Source organism: Bacillus sp. K7 (assembly GCF_053903245.1).
This window is the reverse complement of the sequence record NZ_CP096406.1, coordinates 2086549-2106565: the sequence shown is the minus strand read 5'-3', so window position 1 is coordinate 2106565 and position 20017 is coordinate 2086549. Positions and strand designations below refer to the sequence as shown.

General features: G+C 44.0%; 18 protein-coding genes and 1 riboswitch. Of the genes, 15 read left to right on the top strand and 3 right to left on the bottom strand.

Translation table 11 applies throughout. The features are described 5' to 3' along the window. Window positions 1-17: 17 nt before the first annotated feature. Window positions 18-1175: a THUMP domain-containing class I SAM-dependent RNA methyltransferase gene (locus tag M1D98_RS10640; RefSeq protein WP_010327932.1), complete on the top strand. Its 1158-nt coding sequence runs from the start codon at window positions 18-20 to the stop codon at window positions 1173-1175. A 53-nt stretch (window positions 1176-1228) separates the two neighbouring features. Here the strand turns inward: M1D98_RS10640 and M1D98_RS10635 are convergent, their stop codons facing one another. Continuing rightward, complete coding sequence (locus M1D98_RS10635; protein ID WP_010327933.1) at window positions 1229-1381, bottom strand: YpzG family protein; 153 nt, start codon at window positions 1379-1381, stop codon at window positions 1229-1231. 162 nt (window positions 1382-1543) lie between these two features. Between M1D98_RS10635 and M1D98_RS10630 the strand changes: the two genes are divergently transcribed. Both M1D98_RS10630 and M1D98_RS10625 read left to right on the top strand, forming a co-directional pair. After that, window positions 1544-1735, top strand: a complete 192-nt coding sequence (locus M1D98_RS10630; RefSeq protein ID WP_121643745.1) for a hypothetical protein — start codon at window positions 1544-1546, stop codon at window positions 1733-1735. Between the two features lie 102 nt (window positions 1736-1837). Further along, the gene (locus M1D98_RS10625; RefSeq protein WP_121642778.1) at window positions 1838-3763 is read left to right on the top strand and encodes an ATP-dependent DNA helicase; all 1926 of its coding nucleotides are present in this window, start codon (window positions 1838-1840) and stop codon (window positions 3761-3763) included. A 42-nt stretch (window positions 3764-3805) separates the two neighbouring features. On the opposite strand, the gene kduD is transcribed toward M1D98_RS10625, so the two are convergent. After that, complete coding sequence (kduD, locus tag M1D98_RS10620; protein ID WP_010327936.1) at window positions 3806-4570, bottom strand: 2-dehydro-3-deoxy-D-gluconate 5-dehydrogenase KduD; 765 nt, start codon at window positions 4568-4570, stop codon at window positions 3806-3808. Between the two features lies 1 nt (window position 4571). Continuing rightward, entirely contained in the window at window positions 4572-5399 is an 828-nt protein-coding gene (gene kduI, locus M1D98_RS10615) for a 5-dehydro-4-deoxy-D-glucuronate isomerase (protein ID WP_268537627.1), read from the bottom strand. A gap of 222 nt (window positions 5400-5621) precedes the next feature. On the opposite strand from kduI, the gene M1D98_RS10610 reads away from it, so the two are divergent. The 12 genes from M1D98_RS10610 to M1D98_RS10555 all read left to right on the top strand — a co-directional run bounded on the left by M1D98_RS10610 (window position 5622) and on the right by M1D98_RS10555 (window position 20010). Beyond that, a complete protein-coding gene (locus M1D98_RS10610; protein WP_456279587.1) occupies window positions 5622-6641 on the top strand; it encodes a LacI family DNA-binding transcriptional regulator in 1020 nt (339 codons plus the stop codon). Between the two features lie 38 nt (window positions 6642-6679). Beyond that, window positions 6680-7654: a 2-dehydro-3-deoxygluconokinase gene (kdgK, locus tag M1D98_RS10605; protein ID WP_252685196.1), complete on the top strand. Its 975-nt coding sequence runs from the start codon at window positions 6680-6682 to the stop codon at window positions 7652-7654. A 1-nt stretch (window position 7655) separates the two neighbouring features. Beyond that, entirely contained in the window at window positions 7656-8246 is a 591-nt protein-coding gene (gene eda / locus M1D98_RS10600; RefSeq protein WP_252685198.1) for a bifunctional 4-hydroxy-2-oxoglutarate aldolase/2-dehydro-3-deoxy-phosphogluconate aldolase, read from the top strand. 46 nt (window positions 8247-8292) lie between these two features. Beyond that, window positions 8293-9285, top strand: a complete 993-nt coding sequence (gene kdgT, locus M1D98_RS10595) for a 2-keto-3-deoxygluconate transporter (RefSeq protein WP_100740092.1) — start codon at window positions 8293-8295, stop codon at window positions 9283-9285. A 111-nt stretch (window positions 9286-9396) separates the two neighbouring features. Further along, complete coding sequence (gene ypwA, locus M1D98_RS10590) at window positions 9397-10902, top strand: carboxypeptidase (RefSeq protein WP_456279586.1); 1506 nt, start codon at window positions 9397-9399, stop codon at window positions 10900-10902. Between the two features lie 114 nt (window positions 10903-11016). Continuing rightward, window positions 11017-12167 (top strand): IS3 family transposase gene (locus M1D98_RS10585; RefSeq protein ID WP_456279585.1). Its coding sequence is split into 2 segments (ribosomal slippage): window positions 11017-11290 and window positions 11290-12167, totalling 1152 coding nucleotides; the frame shifts between segments, so codons are not numbered across the junction. Window positions 12168-12333: 166 nt separating this feature from the next. Then, a riboswitch (purine riboswitch) is annotated at window positions 12334-12433 on the top strand. An 88-nt stretch (window positions 12434-12521) separates the two neighbouring features. Continuing rightward, a complete protein-coding gene (xpt, locus tag M1D98_RS10580) occupies window positions 12522-13106 on the top strand; it encodes a xanthine phosphoribosyltransferase (RefSeq protein ID WP_456279584.1) in 585 nt (194 codons plus the stop codon). After that, on the top strand, window positions 13103-14419 hold the full coding sequence (pbuX, locus tag M1D98_RS10575; RefSeq protein ID WP_268574256.1) for a xanthine permease PbuX: 1317 nt from the start codon (window positions 13103-13105) through the stop codon (window positions 14417-14419). The genes xpt and pbuX overlap by 4 nt, the downstream gene beginning before the upstream one ends. Window positions 14420-14490: 71 nt before the next feature. Continuing rightward, window positions 14491-15588 (top strand): type III polyketide synthase, encoded by a 1098-nt coding sequence (locus M1D98_RS10570; protein ID WP_268539543.1) that lies wholly within the window; start codon window positions 14491-14493, stop codon window positions 15586-15588. Between the two features lie 3 nt (window positions 15589-15591). After that, window positions 15592-16098, top strand: coding sequence for an isoprenylcysteine carboxyl methyltransferase family protein (locus M1D98_RS10565; protein ID WP_456279583.1), 507 nt, complete (start codon window positions 15592-15594; stop codon window positions 16096-16098). Window positions 16099-16168: 70 nt separating this feature from the next. Beyond that, window positions 16169-16261, top strand: a complete 93-nt coding sequence (fbpC, locus tag M1D98_RS10560) for a Fur-regulated basic protein FbpC (RefSeq protein WP_100740084.1) — start codon at window positions 16169-16171, stop codon at window positions 16259-16261. A gap of 170 nt (window positions 16262-16431) precedes the next feature. After that, window positions 16432-20010 (top strand): dynamin family protein, encoded by a 3579-nt coding sequence (locus tag M1D98_RS10555; protein WP_456279582.1) that lies wholly within the window; start codon window positions 16432-16434, stop codon window positions 20008-20010. The last annotated feature ends 7 nt before the right edge of the window (window positions 20011-20017 follow it).

Here is a 20017-nt window from a genome sequence, read left to right as displayed (position 1 = left end):
AAAGACAGGGTGATACGATGAAGAAGTATACACTAATTGCAACAGCGCCGATGGGCATTGAAGCTGTTGTCGCAAAGGAAGTACGTGACTTAGGATACGAATGCAAGGTTGATAACGGAAAAGTTATTTTTGAAGGTGATGCACTCGCTATTTGCCGCGCGAACCTTTGGCTTAGAACAGCCGACCGCATAAAGGTTCAGGTTGCTTCTTTTAAAGCGAAAACATTTGATGAACTGTTTGAAAAAACGAAAGCGATTAACTGGCGTTCATTTATCCCTGAAAACGGGAAATTCCCGGTCATCGGGAAATCGGTAAAATCAACACTTGCAAGCGTTCCCGACTGCCAGCGGATTGTTAAAAAAGCAATTGTTGAAAAGCTCAAGCAGCAGTCCGCTAAAGCCAATGACTGGATTGAAGAAACAGGTGCCGAGTATAAGGTAGAAATTTCTTTATTGAAAGATCAGGCGGTTCTTACGCTGGATTCGTCGGGGACAGGTCTCCACAAACGAGGATACCGTGTTGATCAGGGCGGCGCGCCGATTAAAGAAACTCTTGCTGCCGCTTTAGTTCAATTAACCAATTGGACTCCGGACCGACCGTTTGTTGATCCTTTTTGCGGTTCTGGGACGATTGCGATCGAAGCCGCGTTAATCGGCCAAAACATCGCCCCGGGTTTTAACCGCGATTTTGCCTCGGAGGATTGGGAATGGATCGGCAAAGAGCTATGGGACAAAGCACGGCTTGAAGTCGAAGAAAAGGCGAATTATGACCAGCCGCTCACCATTTTCGGAAACGACATAGACCACCGCATGGTGCAAATCGCAAAAGAGAATGCAGAGGAAGCAGGCTTGGGAGATTTAATCGAGTTTAAGCAGATGCAGGTCAAAGACTTCACGACAAATCTGGAGTTTGGGGTCATTGTCGGCAATCCGCCATACGGAGAGCGTCTCGGCGAGAAAAAAGCCGTTGAGCAGATGTACAAAGAAATGGGACAGGCATTCGAACCGCTAGATTCCTGGTCTGTGTACATGCTGACATCAAATGAGAACTTTGAGGAAGCATACGGCAGAAAAGCGACGAAAAAACGAAAGCTGTTTAACGGATTTATTAAAACGGATTATTATCAATACTGGGCAAAAGTAAGACCGCAGCGCAAGAAAACAGAAAACGCATAAAAAAGAAGACGCGCTGCATGCGTCTTCTTTCATCTTTCAGCCATATTCTATCGTTACCAACGGTGCGCTTTCGCGTTGCTTCTCAAAATAATGTTGGTTTGGGACATTTCAGTGTGACCGTTTACTTGAGACTTAGAACGTTTAGGCCGCGTCCAATTGTGATGAAACAGTTCAGAATGCTGATCTAATCGATTTCTATAACTCATGTCAACATCACTCCCTGATAGAATATTGTTGATAAGACGGATAATCCAGGTACGGAATATCGAATGTAGTTTGTGCCTATTTCGGTGATAACATGCGGGAAGCATGTATATAAAATGAAAAGTTCGCATAAAATGATGATTATTTCCATCAGAGGTGATCTCATGCTGAACAGCGAACATTTTAATCTGATTCAAAGGGCGCTTGACGCAACAGCAAACGAGCTGAAGGGGCTCGAGACTGATTCGTCTCCGTCCATGATTTCCCATGCGCAAAATGATTTAGAAAAAGCGGTGGAACATATTTATTCAACAGACCATCCTTTTTTATCGTCGCATGTGATCAATCGAAAGTAAGCTGCAAAAAACTTGGCAATGCCAAGTTTTTTTATTGTATTCATAAGTGGGACATGATATTATTGATGGTCTGAATGTCGAATAGTTGGGGGTTGGAACTAGGTGACAACATCACGTTTGCCTTTTTCTTTAACAAAAACAAAGAATTTTTATGAAGAATTGAACAATTGGATTGGTGACGTGTTTTACGATATCCTTCCCGAAAAAGGGTTTGATCTTCGGGATGAGCAAGTATTTATGGCTTTTCAGCTGGAGCGTGCGTTTAAAGAGAAACAAGTCATGTTTGCCGAAGCTGGAGTGGGAACGGGGAAAACACTCGTTTATCTTCTTTTTGCGATCAGCTATGCAAGATATGTCGGCAAACCCGTCATTATCGCTTGTGCTGATGAAACATTAATCGAACAGCTAGTGAAAAAAGAAGGTGATATTTCGAAGCTGGCTGAGCATTTGGATCTGAACATTGATACAAGACTGTCAAAATCACATGAGCAATATTTATGCGTAAAGAAACTTGAAAGAACAATGCAGCGCTCTGATGATGATAAATGGCTGGATCTTTATGAGTCATTGCCGTCATTTGTCCATGGATCACAGGCGATGCAGCGCTTTTATCCGTATGGCGACCGTAAGCAGTACGCCAATCTGTCAAATGAAGAATGGTCTGAAGTAAGCTACGACTCATTTCAGGATTGTTTGACTTGTGATATGAGACACAGATGCGGGTTGACGCTTTCCAGAGATCACTACCGCAAGTCAACAGACTTGATCGTTTGCTCCCATGATTTCTACATGGAGCATGTGTGGACGGAAGAATCCCGCAAACGAGAGGGTCAGCTGCCGCTCTTGCCTGATCATAGCGCCGTTGTGTTTGATGAAGGGCATCTATTAGAGTTTGCCGCACAAAAAGCGTTAACCTACAGAGTGAAGCAGTCTACTCTTGAATTGTTTTTAGAGCGATTGCTTCAAAATGACATCAGAGAAGAGTTTGCCGAACTGATTGAAGATGCCCTTGCTGCAAACGACGAATTTTTCTATGTTCTTTCTGAAGAAGCAAAAGAAGTAGCCGGTTCACACCGTTTAGAAATAAAAAATGATCAGCGTGTCAAAAAGGCGGCGGACGAGCTTTGCCGTTTACTTGATAAAATCGGTGAGGCTCTCGTGTTCGAGTCTGAGATGTACACGATTGATCAATACGAGCTGTCAGTTGTGGAAGAGTATGTAGAACAAATGGCGTATTCATTATCGCTATATCAAAAAGATGCAATCAGCTGGCTGGAGAAAAAGGAAGCAGAATCAACCTTTGTTGTCATGCCGAGAACGGTTGCAGAAGTGCTGGGCGAAAAAGTGTTTTCTAAGAAGATTCCCTATATCTTCTCTTCTGCCACCCTGTCAGAAGGCGGATCGTTTGATTATATTGCCGATAGCCTCGGAATTCATGATTACTTGTCGTTGACTGTTGATTCTCCTTATGATTACGACGAGCAAATGAGCGTGAATCTCTATGCGAAAGCAAGTATGGACGCCAAACAAAAAACGGCTGAAACGATAGAAACGATTAATGGTTATAAAGGCAGAACGCTGGTGCTTTTCCCTTCTTTTGAGGAATTAAACGAGTTTAAGCAGCTGTCGGCGGCCTTTGAGCTGCCGTATCCGATTTTCTTTGAAGGTGATGAGGAAATCAGCAGTTTAGTGGAGAAATTCCAAGAGGAAGAGGAAACCGTACTCTGTTCAGTTCACTTATGGGAAGGGCTGGATATTCCTGGCGACGCCTTGAAAAATGTTACCATTTGGTCATTGCCATTCCCTCCTCATGATCCTGTGTTTACAGCAAAACGCAACGGGGCGAAAAAAGATCCGTTCGAAGAAGTTGATCTGCCATATATGTTATTACGCGTGCGGCAGGGCATCGGGCGTCTGATTCGTTCCAATCAAGACAGCGGCTCGATTCACATTTACGCTGGCGGAGAAACTGAACGCATTATTGATGAAGTCAAAAAGGTCTTGCCTGTTGAACCGCAAATGATGTAATAGAAAAAGCTGACGATCGTATTCGTCAGCTTTTTTGTTTTGTCAGCGGGCCAGCCAGCCGCCGTCAACGGCTAAAATATGCCCATTCACATAATCTGAAGCACGTGATGCCAAAAAGACTGCCGTTCCGCCGATATCATCTGCTTTGCCCCAGCGGCCGGCGGGAATTCTCTTTAAAATTTCCTCATTCCGCTTTTTGTCGTCGCGAATAGGCTTTGTATTCGCGGTAGAAATATAGCCCGGGGCGATTGCGTTGATCTGAACACCGGATGCAGCCCACTCATTTGCAAATGATTTTGTTAAACCGGCAACTGCGTGTTTGCTTGCCGTATATGCGGGAACAAGAATACCGCCTTGAAAAGACAGGAGAGAAGCGATATTAATAATCTTTCCATAGCCTCTTTTCAGCATATGGCTGCCTGCCAGCTGTGTCAGAATAAACAAGCTATTTAGATTGACATTTAGTACGTGATGCCAGTTTTCTTCGGCAAAATGTTCCGCTTTTTCCCGGTGGATAATGCCGGCATTATTGACAAGAATGTCAATTTGGCGGCTTTCAAACAGCTCAGCTGCCGAATCTTTTATCGCTTCCGGCTTGCTCATATCCAATGTAAAAGACGTAAACGTACGGCCTTCCTGCTCAACAAGCTGTTGTGTTTCAGACAGGCCGCTTTTATGTGATGTGCCGATAATATCGGCGCCAGCCCCGGCAAGCGCTTTGGCAATTCCTTGACCGATTCCTGTTCCAGGACCCGTCACCAGCGCTGTTTTTCCTTCTAATGAAAAGGTGTCATGTAGATAACTCATTTTATTTCAGCCCATCCATCGGAACGACATCCATGTCCGTAAATGTGTAATTTTCCCCAGCCATCGCCCACACAAAGCTGTAATTCGAAGTTCCTGCGCCAGAGTGAATAGACCAGGCAGGAGAAAGGACAGCCTGTTCATTTCCGACAACAAGGTGGCGTGTTTCGTCCGGCTGGCCCATGAAGTGAAACACCTTTGAATCCTTCTCAAGATCAAGGTACAGATAAGCCTCCATCCGGCGGTCATGAACGTGTGCCGGCATGGTGTTCCAGTTGTTATTTGGATCTAGCATCGTAATCCCCATCATAAGCTGACAGCTTTTAATGCCATCTTGATGAATGACTTTGTAGAGGCTTCGAACATTAGAGGCTGCATCATCTCCAAGGCGGTCTGGTGTCAGCTCGGAAAGAGCGGCTTTTTGTGTCGGATAGCTTTGATGGGCACAAGCGGAAACGAAGTAAAATTTCGCTTGTTCTCCGTTCAGGCTAGTAAATGCAACATCCTGATTGCCCATTCCGATATAGAGAAAATCCTTTGTTTGGAGCACATATTCGTCATCACCGACCCTGACAGTGCCAGGCTGGCCGACATTAATAATCCCAATTTCACGCCGCTCCAAGAAGAAGTCTGTTTTAAGGAAATCCCCGGCGTCTAGCTTCAGTTCACTTTGTCCCGGAGCTGCGCCGCCGATGACAACCCGGTCTTCATGCGAGTAATACATTGAAAGTTTGTTTTCTTTAAATAAAGGTTCCATTAAAAAATGACTGCGCAGCTCCTCAGTTGTAAAGCGCTTTACTTGTTCAGGGTGTACAGAATAACGATTTTCCATTGTGTTTCCCCCTAAGTTAAGATTTCGGCATCACTTGAATGAAAACATTTTGGTAACGGTTTCAAAGAAAATTTTAGGATAAATAACTGAAAGAGTCAACGCCAAAAATGTAAATAAGCACATTTTTGAAAAAACTCTTTTCGAATTTTAAAAATATGGTATTCTTGTGTTGTAACGGTTTTGGGATCGGTTTCAAATATAAGATGATACAGGAGCACTTGAATGAAAAAGAAAACAACAAGCCATACAACGATCAAAGATGTAGCAGAATGTGCAGGAGTTTCGAAATCGACAGTTTCCCGTTATATCAACGGAAAAATTGATGCGATTTCTCCTGAAAAAGTGAAAAGTATTAAAAAGGCAATCGCAGAATTGAATTATCGGCCAAGTAAAATGGCACAAGGTTTAAAAATAAAAAAAAGCAAATTAATCGGATTTGTTGTAGCTGACATTACAAATCCTTTCTCAGTTGCGGCTTTCAGAGGCGTCGAAGAGGTTTGTGATCAATATGGCTACAGTATTATGGTCTGCAACACAGATAACAATCCTGAAAAAGAGCGGGAAATGCTTTTGAAGCTTGAAGCCCATTCGGTTGAAGGGCTGATTTTAAACGCAACGGGAGAAAACAAGGATGTACTGCATGCCTTTAGAGAACAGCAAATTCCTACGATATTAATTGACCGGAAACTTCCGGATCTGAAACTGGATACAGTAACTACTGACAATAGAAGAATCACAAGAGAGATTCTTCAGAAGATTTACAGCAAAGGATACACTGATGTCGCACTGTTTAGCGAACCGGTTTCTTCTATCAGCCCTCGTACAGAAAGAGCAGAAGTGTATCAAGAAATGGCTTCTGTTGAAAATGTGAACGGGCTTGTCAGAATGTATGAAATTGACGTGAAAAACAAAGAACAGCTTAAGGCGGCGCTTCAAACGTTTCACACGGAGATGCCGGAGCAAAAAAAAGCGATTTTGGCGTTGAACGGCTTAATTATGCTGAAAATCATCAACTGTATGGAAGAACTCGGCCTGCGCATCCCTCAAGATATAGGAATTGCAGGGTTTGATGATACGGAATGGTATAAACTGATCGGTCCGGGCATTACAACGATCGCCCAGCCGTCGCATGATATGGGCAGGACGGCGATGGAACGTGTATTAAAAAGGATTGAAGGTGACAAGGGAGCGCCTCAAACCATTGAATTAGAGGCGGAAGTCATTATGAGACAGTCGCTTTAATCCTATGTGCCCTCAACTGAAGAGGAGGTTGGGAAGAGATGAAGCTTGATGCGGTGACATTCGGGGAATCGATGGCCATGTTTTACGCAAATGAGTACGGAGGCCTTCATGAAGTATCCACTTTTTCTAAAGGGCTGGCCGGAGCAGAAAGCAATGTCGCTTGCGGCTTGGCCAGACTCGGATTTCAGATGGGATGGATGAGCAAGGTCGGCGATGATCAGCTCGGAACATTTATTTTACAGGAGCTTAAAAAAGAGGGAGTGGATGTGTCCCGCGTGATCCGCTCACAGGACGGAAATCCCACCGGCCTGCTGCTGAAGTCAAAAGTGAAAGAAGGCGATCCGCTAGTTACCTATTACAGGAAACACTCAGCTGCAAGCACACTAACGTCTGCTGAATACCCGAGAGATTATTTTCAATGCGCAGGCCATTTGCATGTGACAGGTATTCCCCCAGCCTTATCAGCTGATATGAAAGACTTTACCTACCACGTGATGAAGGACATGAAACATGCTGGGAAAACGGTATCGTTAGATCCCAATTTGAGACCTTCGCTTTGGCCCGATCAAGTAACGATGGCCCATACGATCAATGATCTGGCGGGGCTTGCAGACTGGTTTTTCCCGGGGGTCGCAGAGGGGGAGCTGTTGACCGGAGAGAAAACACCTGAAGGCATTGCCGACTATTATCTGAAAAAAGGTGTCAGTTTTGTCGCTATTAAACTCGGAAAAGAAGGCGCTTACTTTAAAACAAGGGAAAGTGAAGGATTTGCAGAAGGTTTCCGGGTCGACCGTGTGGTTGATACAGTCGGTGCCGGAGACGGATTTGCAGTCGGTGTGATCAGCGGGATTCTTGACGGTTTGTCGTACAAGGATGCGGTGCAAAGAGGGAATGCGATTGGCGCTTTGCAAGTGCAGGCACCGGGGGATATGGACGGCTTGCCGACCAGAGAGAAATTAGCTGCGTTTTTATCTGCTCAAAGAACGGTTTACCAAAAGAAAGGAGATTATTAATATGGAGTCTAAAATTGTTGAAAACCGTCTGAAAGAAGCAAGGCTGATTGCAGTCATTCGTTCACAGGATAAACAGGAAGCCTGCCGGCAGATTGAGAGCTTGTTAAATAAAGGGATTCGTGCAGTTGAAGTGACGTATACGACACCTGGGGCATCGGAAATTATCGAATCATTCCGTAATAGAAAAGATATCTTAATCGGCGCGGGCACAGTCATCACTGCGCAGCAAGCGGGTGAAGCTGCTGAGGCTGGGGCGCAATTTATTGTCAGTCCGGGTTTTTCATCGGATCTTGCTGAACATCTTTCGTTTTTGAAGACACATTATATCCCTGGTGTATTGACTCCAAGCGAAATAATGGAAGCGCTCACATTCGGTTTTACTACATTAAAGCTGTTCCCAAGCGGTGTGGTTGGCATTCCGTTTATGAAAAATTTAGCGGGCCCTTTCCCGCAGGTGACCTTTATTCCGACAGGCGGAATACATCCGTCTGAAGTGCCGGATTGGCTCAAAGCCGGAGCTGGGGCCGTCGGTGTCGGCAGTCAGCTTGGCAGCTGTTCAAAAGAGGATTTGCAGGCTGTTTTTCAAGTGTAAAGGTGTATAGTTTTTCTCATAAACCGGATGATGGGAGAATCCACATATGAAAATCAAAGCGACAATTGAACGGGTACCTGGCGGAATGATGATTATTCCGCTGTTCCTAGGAGCGGCACTCAACACGTTTGCGCCGGGAACAGCGGAGTTCTTTGGAGGATTTACGGGTGCTTTGATTACCGGAACGCTGCCGATACTGGGTGTTTTTATCTTTTGTGTTGGAGCGACGATTGATTTTCGCTCATCAGGCTATATTGCAAGGAAAGGAATCACATTATTGTTGGGGAAGATCGGGTTTGCGGCGCTGCTTGGTGTGATCGCAGCACAATTTATTCCTGATGATGGCATACAATCCGGTTTTTTCGCGGGGCTTTCTGTTTTAGCCATTGTCGCGGTAATGAATGAAACGAACGGCGGTCTGTATTTGGCGCTTATGAACCATATGGGAAGAAAAGAGGATGCGGGCGCTTTCGCGTTTATCAGTACAGAATCAGGGCCTTTTATGACTATGGTGACGTTTGGTGTAACAGGGCTTGCTGCATTCCCATGGGAAACGCTGGCAGCTACAGTCATCCCGTTTTTACTCGGCTGTATACTTGGAAATCTTGATCATGATCTCAGAGACTTATTCAGCAAGGTTGTGCCGGCGATCATCCCGTTTTTTGCCTTTTCGCTCGGCAATACTTTGAATTTTGGAATGCTGATCCAATCAGGGCTGCTTGGAATTTTTATCGGTGTTTCTGTCGTCATTTTATCGGGCAGCTCCTTGTATTTGCTTGATCGTTTTGTCGCGCGGGGAGACGGTGTCGCGGGCGTGGCGGCTTCTTCTACGGCGGGTGCGGCAGTAGCTGTTCCGTACGCATTAGCAGAAGCGAATGCTTCGTTTGCACCAGTTGCTGAATCAGCAACTGCAATCATAGCGACAAGTGTCATTGTCACCTCTCTGCTTACCCCATTGGCAACAGTGTGGGTGGATAAAAAAATCAATAAAAAAAAGCGGAAAACCCCACCGCCAAAAAATCAAATGACGATCAACTGAACAAAGAAGGCTGCCGAAAAAATACCGGCAGCCTCTTATCCAAACAATTTGACTTTCATACACCCTTCCATTAGCCTGTAATGGAACGGCTAGAATAGGGAGGGAATGGATATGGAGATACATACATATGAAAAGGAATTTTTTGAACTTTTAAAAAGGATCTCACATTACAGTGAAGCGGTTGCGTTAATGCACTGGGACGCCAGAACTGGTGCGCCCAAAAACGGCTCAGAAGATCGTGCCGAAAGCATCGGCCAGCTTTCAACTGATATTTTTAATATCCAGACATCAGATCGAATGAAGGCGCTTATCGATGTCCTGTATGAACGATTTGATGACTTGTCAGATGATACGAAAAAGGCAGTGGAGCTGGCGAAAAAAGAGTATGAAGAGAATAAAAAAATCCCTGAGGCTGAATACAAGGAATACGTCATTCTGTGTTCAAAGGCAGAAACCGCGTGGGAGGAAGCGAAAGGAAAATCTGATTTCAGCTTGTTTTCCCCTTATTTAGAGCAGCTGATTGAATTCAATAAACGGTTTATTACGTATTGGGGTTATCAAGAGCATCCTTATGATGCATTGCTTGATTTGTTTGAGCCGGGTGTTACGGTAAAGGTGCTTGATCAGCTGTTTGCTGAGCTCAAGGAAGCGATTATTCCTCTTGTTAAACAAGTGACAGCTTCCGGAAATAAACCGGATACAAGCTTTATTACAAAAGTGTTTCCTAAAGAAAAGCAAAAAGAGCTCAGTTTGTATTTTTTACAGGAGCTTGGCTATGATTTTGATGGGGGAAGGCTTGATGAAACGGTTCATCCGTTTGCGACCACGATGAACCGCGGAGACGTTCGGGTTACGACGAGATATGATGAAAAAGATTTTCGCACAGCGATTTTTGGAACCATTCATGAGTGCGGTCACGCCATATATGAGCAAAATATTGACGAAGCACTGAGCGGTACGAACTTGTCAGACGGCGCATCAATGGGAATCCATGAATCTCAATCATTATTTTATGAGAATTTTATCGGCCGCAACAAGCACTTTTGGACACCGTACTACCAAAAGATTCAAGCGGCATCACCTGAACAGTTCAAGGACATTTCCCTGGATGATTTTGTCCGGGCAATCAATGAATCAAAACCTTCATTCATCAGGGTAGAAGCGGATGAATTGACGTATCCTCTCCATATTATCATCCGCTATGAAATAGAAAAAGCGATTTTCAGCAATGAAGTGTCTGTGGAAGAACTGCCGGCGCTTTGGAATCAAAAATATGAAGATTATTTGGGGATTATACCGCAGACAGACGCAGAAGGAATTTTACAGGACGTCCATTGGTCAGGAGGCGATTTTGGCTACTTCCCATCCTACGCGCTCGGCTACATGTATGCGGCTCAGCTGAAACAAAAAATGCTGGAGGACCTTCCTGAATTTGACACTCTCTTGGAAAGAGGAGAATTCCATCCGATAAAACAATGGCTGACGGAAAAGGTGCATATTCACGGAAAACGGAAAAAGCCGTTAGAGATTATTAAAGATGCAACAGGGGAAGAACTGAATGTACGCTATTTAATTGAATATTTGTCAAACAAATATTCAAATCTCTATCTTTCCTAATCAAAAGCCTGGCAGCGTGGGGGACTGACCCCATAAGATGAGACAAATAAAAACACCTTCAAGTTTGAATACGGATGATTGTTATCCGACATTAGACTTGGAGGTGTTTTTTCTATGGGGACAAGAGTGAGTTATCCGCTTGAAGTGAAACAGAAGGCTGTAGAAATGAGATTGGCAGGCGTACCTATGAAAGAGATCATGCAGGAGTTGAATATCAAAAATAATACGCAGATTAAGACATGGGTCAGATGGTATAAGGCTGGGGATACACATCGATTTGAACAGCCTGTTGGTAAGCAATACACTTATGGAAAAGGTCCGGAGTATTCTTCCGAATTAGAGAAACTGCAGGCAGAGATTCGTTACCTGAGACAACAGAATGAAGTTTTAAAAAAGTACAACGAATTGGAAAGGAAGTTGATAGCAAAACGTCAGTCGAACTTGTAGAAATATTGCACAGCACAATGACCGTGCAGGATATCTGTATTCATTTAGGTATCTCTCGGGCGTCTTATTATCGTTGGAAGAAGAATATGATGAAGGATCATCCCAAACGCCATTTGGAAAAACAAATCGGCACGTTGTGCCGAGAGCACAAGTATAGATATGGATATCGAAAAATCACAGCCATATTAAAAAAGGGAATGTGTATTAACCATAAAACGGTTCAGCGTATTATGCAGAAAAATCAGTGGCAGTGCCGTGTTAAGGTGAAAAAGCGCAAGAAGAATGGGCAGCCATATGCCGTGGTCGATAATATATTAGATCGGAACTTTCAGTCTGATCATCCTCTTGAAAAACTGGTAACGGACATCACGTATTTGCCTTATGGGCAGAAACAATTGTATCTATCCAGTATATTGGATGTATACAATGGAGAAGTGGTTGCTTTTACGATTGGAGATAAGCAGGACACAGCCTTTGTCTTAGACACACTTGATCAGCTGCCAAATCTGCCTGAAAGCTGCGTGTTACATAGTGACCAAGGATCTGTGTATACATCTTACGAGTATCAGAAAGCTGTTAAAACAAAAGGCATTACCATGAGCATGTCCCGCAAAGGGACGCCCGCTGATAATGCCTCCATCGAATCGTTTCATTCCTCACTAAAGTCTGAAACGTTCTATCTTAACAGCATTGATCGAACCACGACCGCCATCGTAGAACGAACTGTCATAGAATACATTCATTATTATAACAATATTCGTATTCAAACGAAACTAAACAACCAATCACCGATAAACTATCGGCAATTGGCTGTTTAAAAGGTGTTTTGATCCCTGTCTCAAAAACGGGGGCCAGTCCCGTGGCTGTCAGGCTTTTTTATGGCCGGAAAAACATAAAAGACGAATGATCAACTTATAAACAAAAATAAAGTTCGGAAATTTTGTTTTTTATCTATGCAAGAGATTAGAATCTTGATATAATTTATGACAATATCATAGGAACACTCATATAATCGCGTGGATATGGCACGCAAGTTTCTACCGGGCACCGTAAATGTCCGACTATGAGTGAGCAATGAGACCGCATGTGTACGGTTTTTTGTTATTTCAGCATTGCTTGCTCTTTTTTGAGCGGGCGATGCTTTTTTTATTCTCATAACGGAGGTAAGCAGGATGGAAGCACTGAAACGGAAAATAGAAGAAGAAGGCGTCGTATTATCTGATCAGGTATTGAAAGTGGATTCTTTTTTAAATCATCAAATTGACCCGTTGCTTATGCAGAAAATCGGTGCCGAATTTGCCGCCAGATTTGCAAAAGACGGGATTACCAAAATTGTGACAATCGAATCATCCGGAATCGCTCCCGCTGTGATGACGGGCTTGCAGCTGGGTGTCCCGGTTGTCTTCGCCAGAAAGCATCAATCTTTAACACTTACCGATAACCTGCTGACAGCGTCAGTTTATTCCTTTACAAAGCAAACAGAAAGCCAAATCGCTGTGTCGGGAACCCACTTGTCAGATCAAGATCATGTGCTGATTATCGATGATTTCCTGGCAAATGGACAAGCGGCGTACGGGCTCGTGTCGATCGTGAAGCAGGCGGGAGCTTCTATAGCGGGGCTGGGCATTGTGATTGAAAAATCTTTTCAGCCGGGAAGAGATGAACTGATGAAGCTAGGTTACCGGGTGGAATCTTTGGCGCGAATCAAATCTTTAGAAGAAGGAAAAGTATCTTTCGTACAGGAGGTTCGTTCATGAAAAACGGATTCGGCAAAACGCTGTCTTTAGGGATTCAGCATGTGCTAGCCATGTATGCCGGTGCCATTGTCGTTCCGCTGATTGTCGGAAACGCAATGGGGCTGACTGTCGAACAGCTGACTTATTTAGTGTCGATTGATATTTTTATGTGCGGTGTGGCTACACTTCTTCAAGTGTGGAGCAACCGATTTTTCGGGATCGGGCTTCCGGTTGTGCTTGGCTGTACATTTACGGCCGTATCGCCGATGATTGCAATTGGATCCGAATATGGGGTTTCAGCGGTTTACGGAAGCATTATTGCTTCAGGTATTCTTGTCATTCTGATTTCATTTTTCTTTGGAAAGCTCGTCTCCTTTTTTCCGCCGGTCGTGACAGGTTCGGTTGTTACCATTATCGGTATCACACTTATGCCGGTAGCCATGAATAACATGGCAGGCGGAGAAGGAAGTAAAGATTTTGGAGATCTCTCCAATCTTGCGCTCGCTTTTATCGTTTTGGGCATCATTGTGCTTTTATACCGTTTTACGAAAGGGTTTATCAAATCGATTTCGATTTTGATCGGTATTTTGATTGGGACTTTCATCGCTTCTTTTATGGAAAAAGTTCAATTTGATAATGTGTCGGACGCTGCGGTTGTTCAACTGATCCAGCCGTTTTATTTCGGAGCGCCGTCTTTTCACGCAGCGCCTATCATTACAATGACCATCGTGGCGATTGTCAGCCTTGTAGAATCAACTGGTGTCTACTTTGCCTTAGGTGATCTGACGAACCGCCGTCTGACAGAGAAAGATTTGTCTAAAGGCTATCGTGCCGAAGGGCTGGCTGTGCTGCTGGGCGGTATTTTTAACGCTTTTCCTTACACGGCATTTTCTCAAAATGTCGGGCTTGTACAGCTCACAGGCATAAAGAAAAATGCCGTCATTGTGGTCACAGGTGTGATCTTAATGGCATTCGGGCTATTTCCGAAGATCGCTGCTTTCACGACCATTATTCCGCCTGCTGTTCTGGGCGGGGCAATGGTGGCGATGTTTGGGATGGTAATCGCTTACGGCATCAAAATGCTCAGCCGCATTGATTTTGCAAAACAGGAAAACCTGCTCATTGTTGCCTGCTCAGTGGGTCTGGGCCTCGGCGTGACAGTTGTGCCGGATATTTTTAAGCAGCTTCCGAGCGCCTTAACGCTGCTTACAACCAACGGCATTGTTGCTGGCAGCTTTATTGCAGTCGTCTTAAATATTGTATATAACGTATTTTCTAAAGCCAAAAAAACCGAACAAAAAGCTGATATCACGAAACAAAAGACAGCAGTCTAAACTCCGCCTTGGCGGAGTTTTTGCATATAAAAGTGTTCGTTGCGGCACAATGTATGCAAAGAGGTGATCGCATGGCGTTTATTTTATCCATCGGAACAAGTCTTCCTGCGTATGATGTAAACCAAGAGAAAGCGGCTGAGTTCGCCCGCTATATGTTTCAGCATTCCTTTAAAGATATTGACCGGCTGTTAACCTCCTTTAAAAACGGGCACATTCAATCGAGACAATTTGTTAAGCCGATTGAATGGTATAAAGAGGGTCACAGCTTTGAAGAAAAAAATAAACTATACATAGAAGAAACGCTTAACCACAGCAGAGAGGCTGTTCGCGAGTGCCTCTCTCATCCTGAATTTTTCCAAGACGCCATCCCTTATGAGAAAGTGGACGCTGTTTTTTTCGTCTCCAGTACGGGCCTTTCCACCCCGAGCATCGAGGCGCGGCTCATGAATGAACTCCCGTTTTCTCCATATACGAAGCGGATTCCGCTATGGGGTCTCGGCTGTGCAGGAGGAGCCAGCGGACTTGCGCGCGCTGTTGAATACTGCAAAGCGTACCCTGAGGCTTTCGTGCTCGTCATTGCTGCTGAATTGTGCAGCTTGACATTCCAGCCGGAAGATAAAACGAAAAGCAATCTGATCGGAACTTCGCTTTTTGGAGACGGCATTGCCGCAGCATTATTGTGCGGAGAGAAGGCGGACCGCAGGATGTCAAAACTGAAGTTTGTGCCGAAGATAACGGATTCCCAATCTGTTTTGATGAAACAATCAGAAGATGTCATGGGCTGGGACTTTACTGATCAAGGATTCAGAGTCATTTTCTCAAGAGATATACCGACTTTGGTAGAAAAATGGCTCAAATCACATGTACAGGTTTTTTTGGACAAACATCAGCTGTCATTCAGTGATATCAGCGTATTTTTAGCACATCCAGGCGGAAAAAAGGTGATTGATGCATATATCAAAAGTCTCGAACTCTCAACAGAAAAGCTTTCCTCAGCGCAAAGCATATTGCAAAAGCACGGAAATATGTCTTCAGCCACAATATTGTATGTGATCAAAGACCATCTGCTGAACGGCGATAAAAAGGAAGCAGAACGGGGACTGATTGGCGCATTAGGCCCGGGATTTTCCTCAGAGCTGCTGTTATTCAGCTGGGGAAGGGTGGCTTGATGTATGTTTTGGTTGTTAATCGTCATTCTCATGACTCAAAGACTGGCAGAAATGGCAGTAGCCAGACAAAACGAACAAAAGGTAAAGAAACAAGGGGCGATCGAATTCGGTGAGAGCCACTATCCGTATATCATCATTATGCATATCCTTTTTATCCTGTCTTTCATTGCGGAAGTGCTGATGCTGAACAAACAGCCGTCAAGCTGGTGGATCGGTATCGCTGCGGCTATTTTAAGCGTGCAGGCAGTGCGGTATTGGGCACTTTGCTCCTTAGGCGCACATTGGAATACGAAAATTCTTATCATTCCGGGTGCAGAGCTTGTAAAAAAAGGCCCTTATAAATGGATAAAGCATCCAAACTATACCGTTGTTATATTAGAAATCTTATTGATCCCGCTTCTGTACCGAGCCTACGTCACCATGTGTCTATTTTCTATTTTCAATGCCGTGCTGTTAACCGTCAGAATCCGTGCAGAAGACAAGGCACTAGAGGATCACCTCGTAAAATAGAGATTGAAAATCATTCTCATCCATGTTACAATATAAGTGAAAAAGATTCTCAATCAGGATGGTGAAGCGAATGACAATGCTATTTTTGCTTGGGGCGGTTTGTACATATAGTGTATTAATTGGTTTTGTATTAAAAGGAATCTCTAATAAATCTGTTTCATGAATCTGGAACTTGTCAAAGTTGCAGATTTTCTTTATAGAAGCTGCCGTAATGGCGGCTTTTTTCTATTCTTTTAGAGAAATTTGATCCATTCTTGTGTAAAATGAAAGGGGATGTATTCAGATCTTTCAAAAAAGATTCACAATTGAAACGGCACAAAGGGGTTCATACTGATGACAGAACATAACAGAAAAGAGCTTTTGCATAAAACCGGGGAACTATATAAGCAATTCATCGAAAATCAAGATGAACAAAGAGCTGCCAAACTGGCTGCTGTCATGAACAAAGCGGCTGATGAAGAGGTTTATATCGCGTTTACCGGGCATTATTCAGCGGGGAAATCATCACTGCTGAACTGCCTGTTAATGGAGAATATTTTACCGACAAGCCCGATCCCGACAAGCGCTAACCTTGTTGTGATCAGAAACGGGGAAAAGCGTGTTCGGCTTCATACAACAGACGGAGCATGCGCTGAGCTGGAGGGGGCTTATCGGAAAGACAAGGTGCAGCAATACTGCAAAGACGGGGAACAGATTGAAAGCGTTGAAATCTATGATCGATATACTGAAATGGATACGGGAGTTGCGTACATTGACACCCCTGGGATTGACTCAACAGATGATGCGCATTTTCTGTCGGCGGCGTCTATTCTCCACCAGGCGGACGCGCTGTTTTATGTCGTTCACTATAATCACGTGCACGCTGAGGAGAATGTAAAGTTTCTCAGGTCAATTAAAGAAAGTATTCCTAATGTGTATTTTATCGTCAATCAAATTGACCGCCATGATGAGTCGGAGACACGTTTTGAAGATTATAAAGCGCAGGTTGAGGAGATGCTTTGCAGTGAAGGCTTTTCGAAGGACGCACTCTATTTTACGTCAGTGACAGAACCGAACCACCCGTTCAATCAGATTGGCGTCCTGAGAGATGAATTAAAAGGAATAGAACAGCAATCCAAGAACAACCTCCAGCCTTTAACAGAACAAAAAGTCCGCCATCTGCTGAAGGAACATACGGAGATGCTTTTTAAAGATGAAACAGGTGGAACCAGCTATGCTGAACAGCTTATCACGCAAACTGAACTGGTCCAATCGCTGCGTGATCAACGAGATGAGATGACAAAGAAAGCGACTGAGGCAGAAAACAGGATGCAGGAAGAAGTCAATCGCATTTTAAAAAATGCCAACCTGACGCCTTTTGAAATGCGTGAGCTGGCAGCTGAATTCCTCGAATCGCAAGAGCCTTCTTTTAAAACCGGTTTTTTCTTTTCGAAAGGAAAAACTGCACAGGAAAGAGATAGAAGAAGAAATGCTTTTTTCTCAGATGTGAAAAAACGAACAGAGGCCGAAGCGGATTGGCACATAATAGACACGTTTCATAAACTCGCCAAGGCATTTGATGTTGATACAGTTGAAAGTGAAAAGCTGATTCATGCCTATCGCACTCCGCTTAAAATTGACATTATTGAGCTTGCTGTCAAGCATGGTGCAGCATTTTCTTCTGAATATGTATTGCAATATACAAAAGATTTGGCAGAGCTGATTCGCAAAGAGGCGAAAAGAGAAGCGGCAGACATCATAAAGGCGATTTCTGCGATGGTGAAAGAGAGTGTCACTAAAGACATGCAAACGGTCAATGAACGACTCATTCAGGAATCAGAAAAACTAGCCATTCTCCAAGAACAGGCCGGCTTAGAGAATAATGCCCGCGAAAAAGCTGATCGCATATGTGCCATTTGGGAAGACGAATCCGCATGCCCAAGGAATATAGAAACCGACTGGTTTAAAACGAAGAAAAAAACAGTGGCGGCGCCAGAACAGATACGAAACCAAAGCCAGCAGACACGGCAGCGAAATATAAAACCAGAAATAATGGAGCAAGAACGGCCGCTTCAAGACCAGATCAAGCGCTTTCGTATATTGTCTGATCTTTTAGGCGGATATAACATGCTGTCAAAACAAACCTCAGCCTTTCAGCAAAGGATTAACAGGCTCGAGGAACGGAAATTTACACTCGCGCTTTTCGGAGGCTTTAGTTCAGGGAAATCATCATTTGCCAATGCGCTTGTCGGTGAAAGGGTGCTTCCGTCCTCACCAACGCCAACCACAGCCACCATTAACAAGATTACAAAACCAACCAATGGCAGCATCGATAAAACAGCGGATGTGGTCTTTAAGACGGAGGATGACATAACGGCTGAGATTTTACAGCTTACCGGAATAAAAGAAGAGCCAACGGGCCGTTCTTTTACAGAGAAGTGGGAAAAGGCGATCAAAAAAAGCCGGTTGCAGGAAGAACACGTGAAATTAATCAGCAATTTCCTGCTTGCATATGAAAAGGTTCAGCCATATATACAGGAACAAAAGACATTAACGATACCGCTGTCTGACTTAAAACCGTATGTGGCAGAGGAGGCAACGGCCTGCGCTGTAAAAGAGGTAACGGTCTATTATACATGCCCGCTCACTGAAAAAGGGATTACGATCGTTGATACGCCCGGCGCGAGCAGCATGAACAAACGGCATACAGAGCTGGCGTTCCAATATATGAAAGATGCAGATGCGTTTTTTTATATGACCTATTATCAGCATTCCTTCTCAAAAGGAGACCGTTCATTTTTGCAAAAGCTAGGGCTGGTGAAAGAATCGCTCAGCATGGATAAAATGTTTTTCGTCATTAATGCGGCGGACCTTGCGAAAGATAGAACAGAGCTGGAAACAGTGACCGATTATGTAAGCGCAGAGCTTGTAAAAGAAGGGATTCATGATCCGCAGCTCTTTACCGTATCTAGTAAGGAGGAACTGCAGAGAAAACAGGAATCATTTTATAATCAGTTTCCGAAAGTCAGAAAACACTTAGATCGCTTTATCGAAGTGGATGTTAAAAAAGCGTCTGCCGCACAGCTCAGTTCGGAAGCAAACAAACTATGCGAAACTGTTTTCCAGCTTCACCGATCCCAGCATCAGTCCGAAGAAGAAAAGGAAGCGCAGAAACAGCGCCTTATGCAATCATTTGCGCGGACAGCAGCCGAAATCGAGAAACGGCGAAGCTCAGAAACCATCATTGAGAAAGCAAAAAAAGACACAAAAGAACAGCTATATCACATTACACAGCGCTTATCCTTTTTTGCGAATGATTTACTAAAATCGGCATTTCATCCAGGGCTTCAGAATGGAGATTGGAAAAAGAACGTCGCTAAGGCGATGAAAACCGCAGTGCATGAATATCAATTCGAATATGTCCAGGAAATCAAAACGCTTGATGTTCGCATGAGCGGTTTTATTGAACGGCATATCGCGGAAGAATGGCTGGAAAGCTTTCAAAAAATATTAAACGAGGACGGTTACTTTTCCATTTATGCGGGTGATCTGCATTCTAACGGTATACAACTGAAGGAAGTTGAACCGGATTTAGATGAACGCGTCTTCGAGCAGGAACAAAAAGAAATCAAATCACCAAAACACTTTTTTGAACAGAAAGGAAAAGCGGCCTTCATCGAGGCTGTGCGGATGAAACTTAATAAAATCACAGAGCAATGGGTGACAAAGGAAGAAGAAAGCCTTATTTCTCATTACACAAATCACCTCAGGCGCTTGCAGGAAGAGATGGCTGACAAAGCAATGGAACAAATAAAGGACCAGAAAGATACGTATATAGAAGGATATGCGGAAGGGGAACATGCGAAAGAGATTGAAAAAGCATACCAAGCATGCATCTCCTGGCAAAGATCAGGCCATATAATAAAAATGTAAAATTCAG

What these genes read in the sequence shown, in the direction of transcription:
- kduD (WP_010327936.1), bottom strand. Translation starts at nt 4,570, where the DNA reads ATGAGTTATCTACATGACACCTTTTCATTAGAAGGAAAAACAGCGCTG.
- M1D98_RS10640 (WP_010327932.1), top strand. Translation starts at nt 18, where the DNA reads ATGAAGAAGTATACACTAATTGCAACAGCGCCGATGGGCATTGAAGCT.
- M1D98_RS10565 (WP_456279583.1), top strand. Translation starts at nt 15,592, where the DNA reads ATGTTTTGGTTGTTAATCGTCATTCTCATGACTCAAAGACTGGCAGAA.
- xpt (WP_456279584.1), top strand. Translation starts at nt 12,522, where the DNA reads ATGGAAGCACTGAAACGGAAAATAGAAGAAGAAGGCGTCGTATTATCT.
- M1D98_RS10610 (WP_456279587.1), top strand. Translation starts at nt 5,622, where the DNA reads ATGAAAAAGAAAACAACAAGCCATACAACGATCAAAGATGTAGCAGAA.
- M1D98_RS10570 (WP_268539543.1), top strand. Translation starts at nt 14,491, where the DNA reads ATGGCGTTTATTTTATCCATCGGAACAAGTCTTCCTGCGTATGATGTA.
- kdgK (WP_252685196.1), top strand. Translation starts at nt 6,680, where the DNA reads ATGAAGCTTGATGCGGTGACATTCGGGGAATCGATGGCCATGTTTTAC.
- M1D98_RS10630 (WP_121643745.1), top strand. Translation starts at nt 1,544, where the DNA reads ATGCTGAACAGCGAACATTTTAATCTGATTCAAAGGGCGCTTGACGCA.
- kdgT (WP_100740092.1), top strand. Translation starts at nt 8,293, where the DNA reads ATGAAAATCAAAGCGACAATTGAACGGGTACCTGGCGGAATGATGATT.
- kduI (WP_268537627.1), bottom strand. Translation starts at nt 5,399, where the DNA reads ATGGAAAATCGTTATTCTGTACACCCTGAACAAGTAAAGCGCTTTACA.
- pbuX (WP_268574256.1), top strand. Translation starts at nt 13,103, where the DNA reads ATGAAAAACGGATTCGGCAAAACGCTGTCTTTAGGGATTCAGCATGTG.
- eda (WP_252685198.1), top strand. Translation starts at nt 7,656, where the DNA reads ATGGAGTCTAAAATTGTTGAAAACCGTCTGAAAGAAGCAAGGCTGATT.
- M1D98_RS10555 (WP_456279582.1), top strand. Translation starts at nt 16,432, where the DNA reads ATGACAGAACATAACAGAAAAGAGCTTTTGCATAAAACCGGGGAACTA.
- M1D98_RS10635 (WP_010327933.1), bottom strand. Translation starts at nt 1,381, where the DNA reads ATGAGTTATAGAAATCGATTAGATCAGCATTCTGAACTGTTTCATCAC.
- fbpC (WP_100740084.1), top strand. Translation starts at nt 16,169, where the DNA reads ATGACAATGCTATTTTTGCTTGGGGCGGTTTGTACATATAGTGTATTA.
- ypwA (WP_456279586.1), top strand. Translation starts at nt 9,397, where the DNA reads ATGGAGATACATACATATGAAAAGGAATTTTTTGAACTTTTAAAAAGG.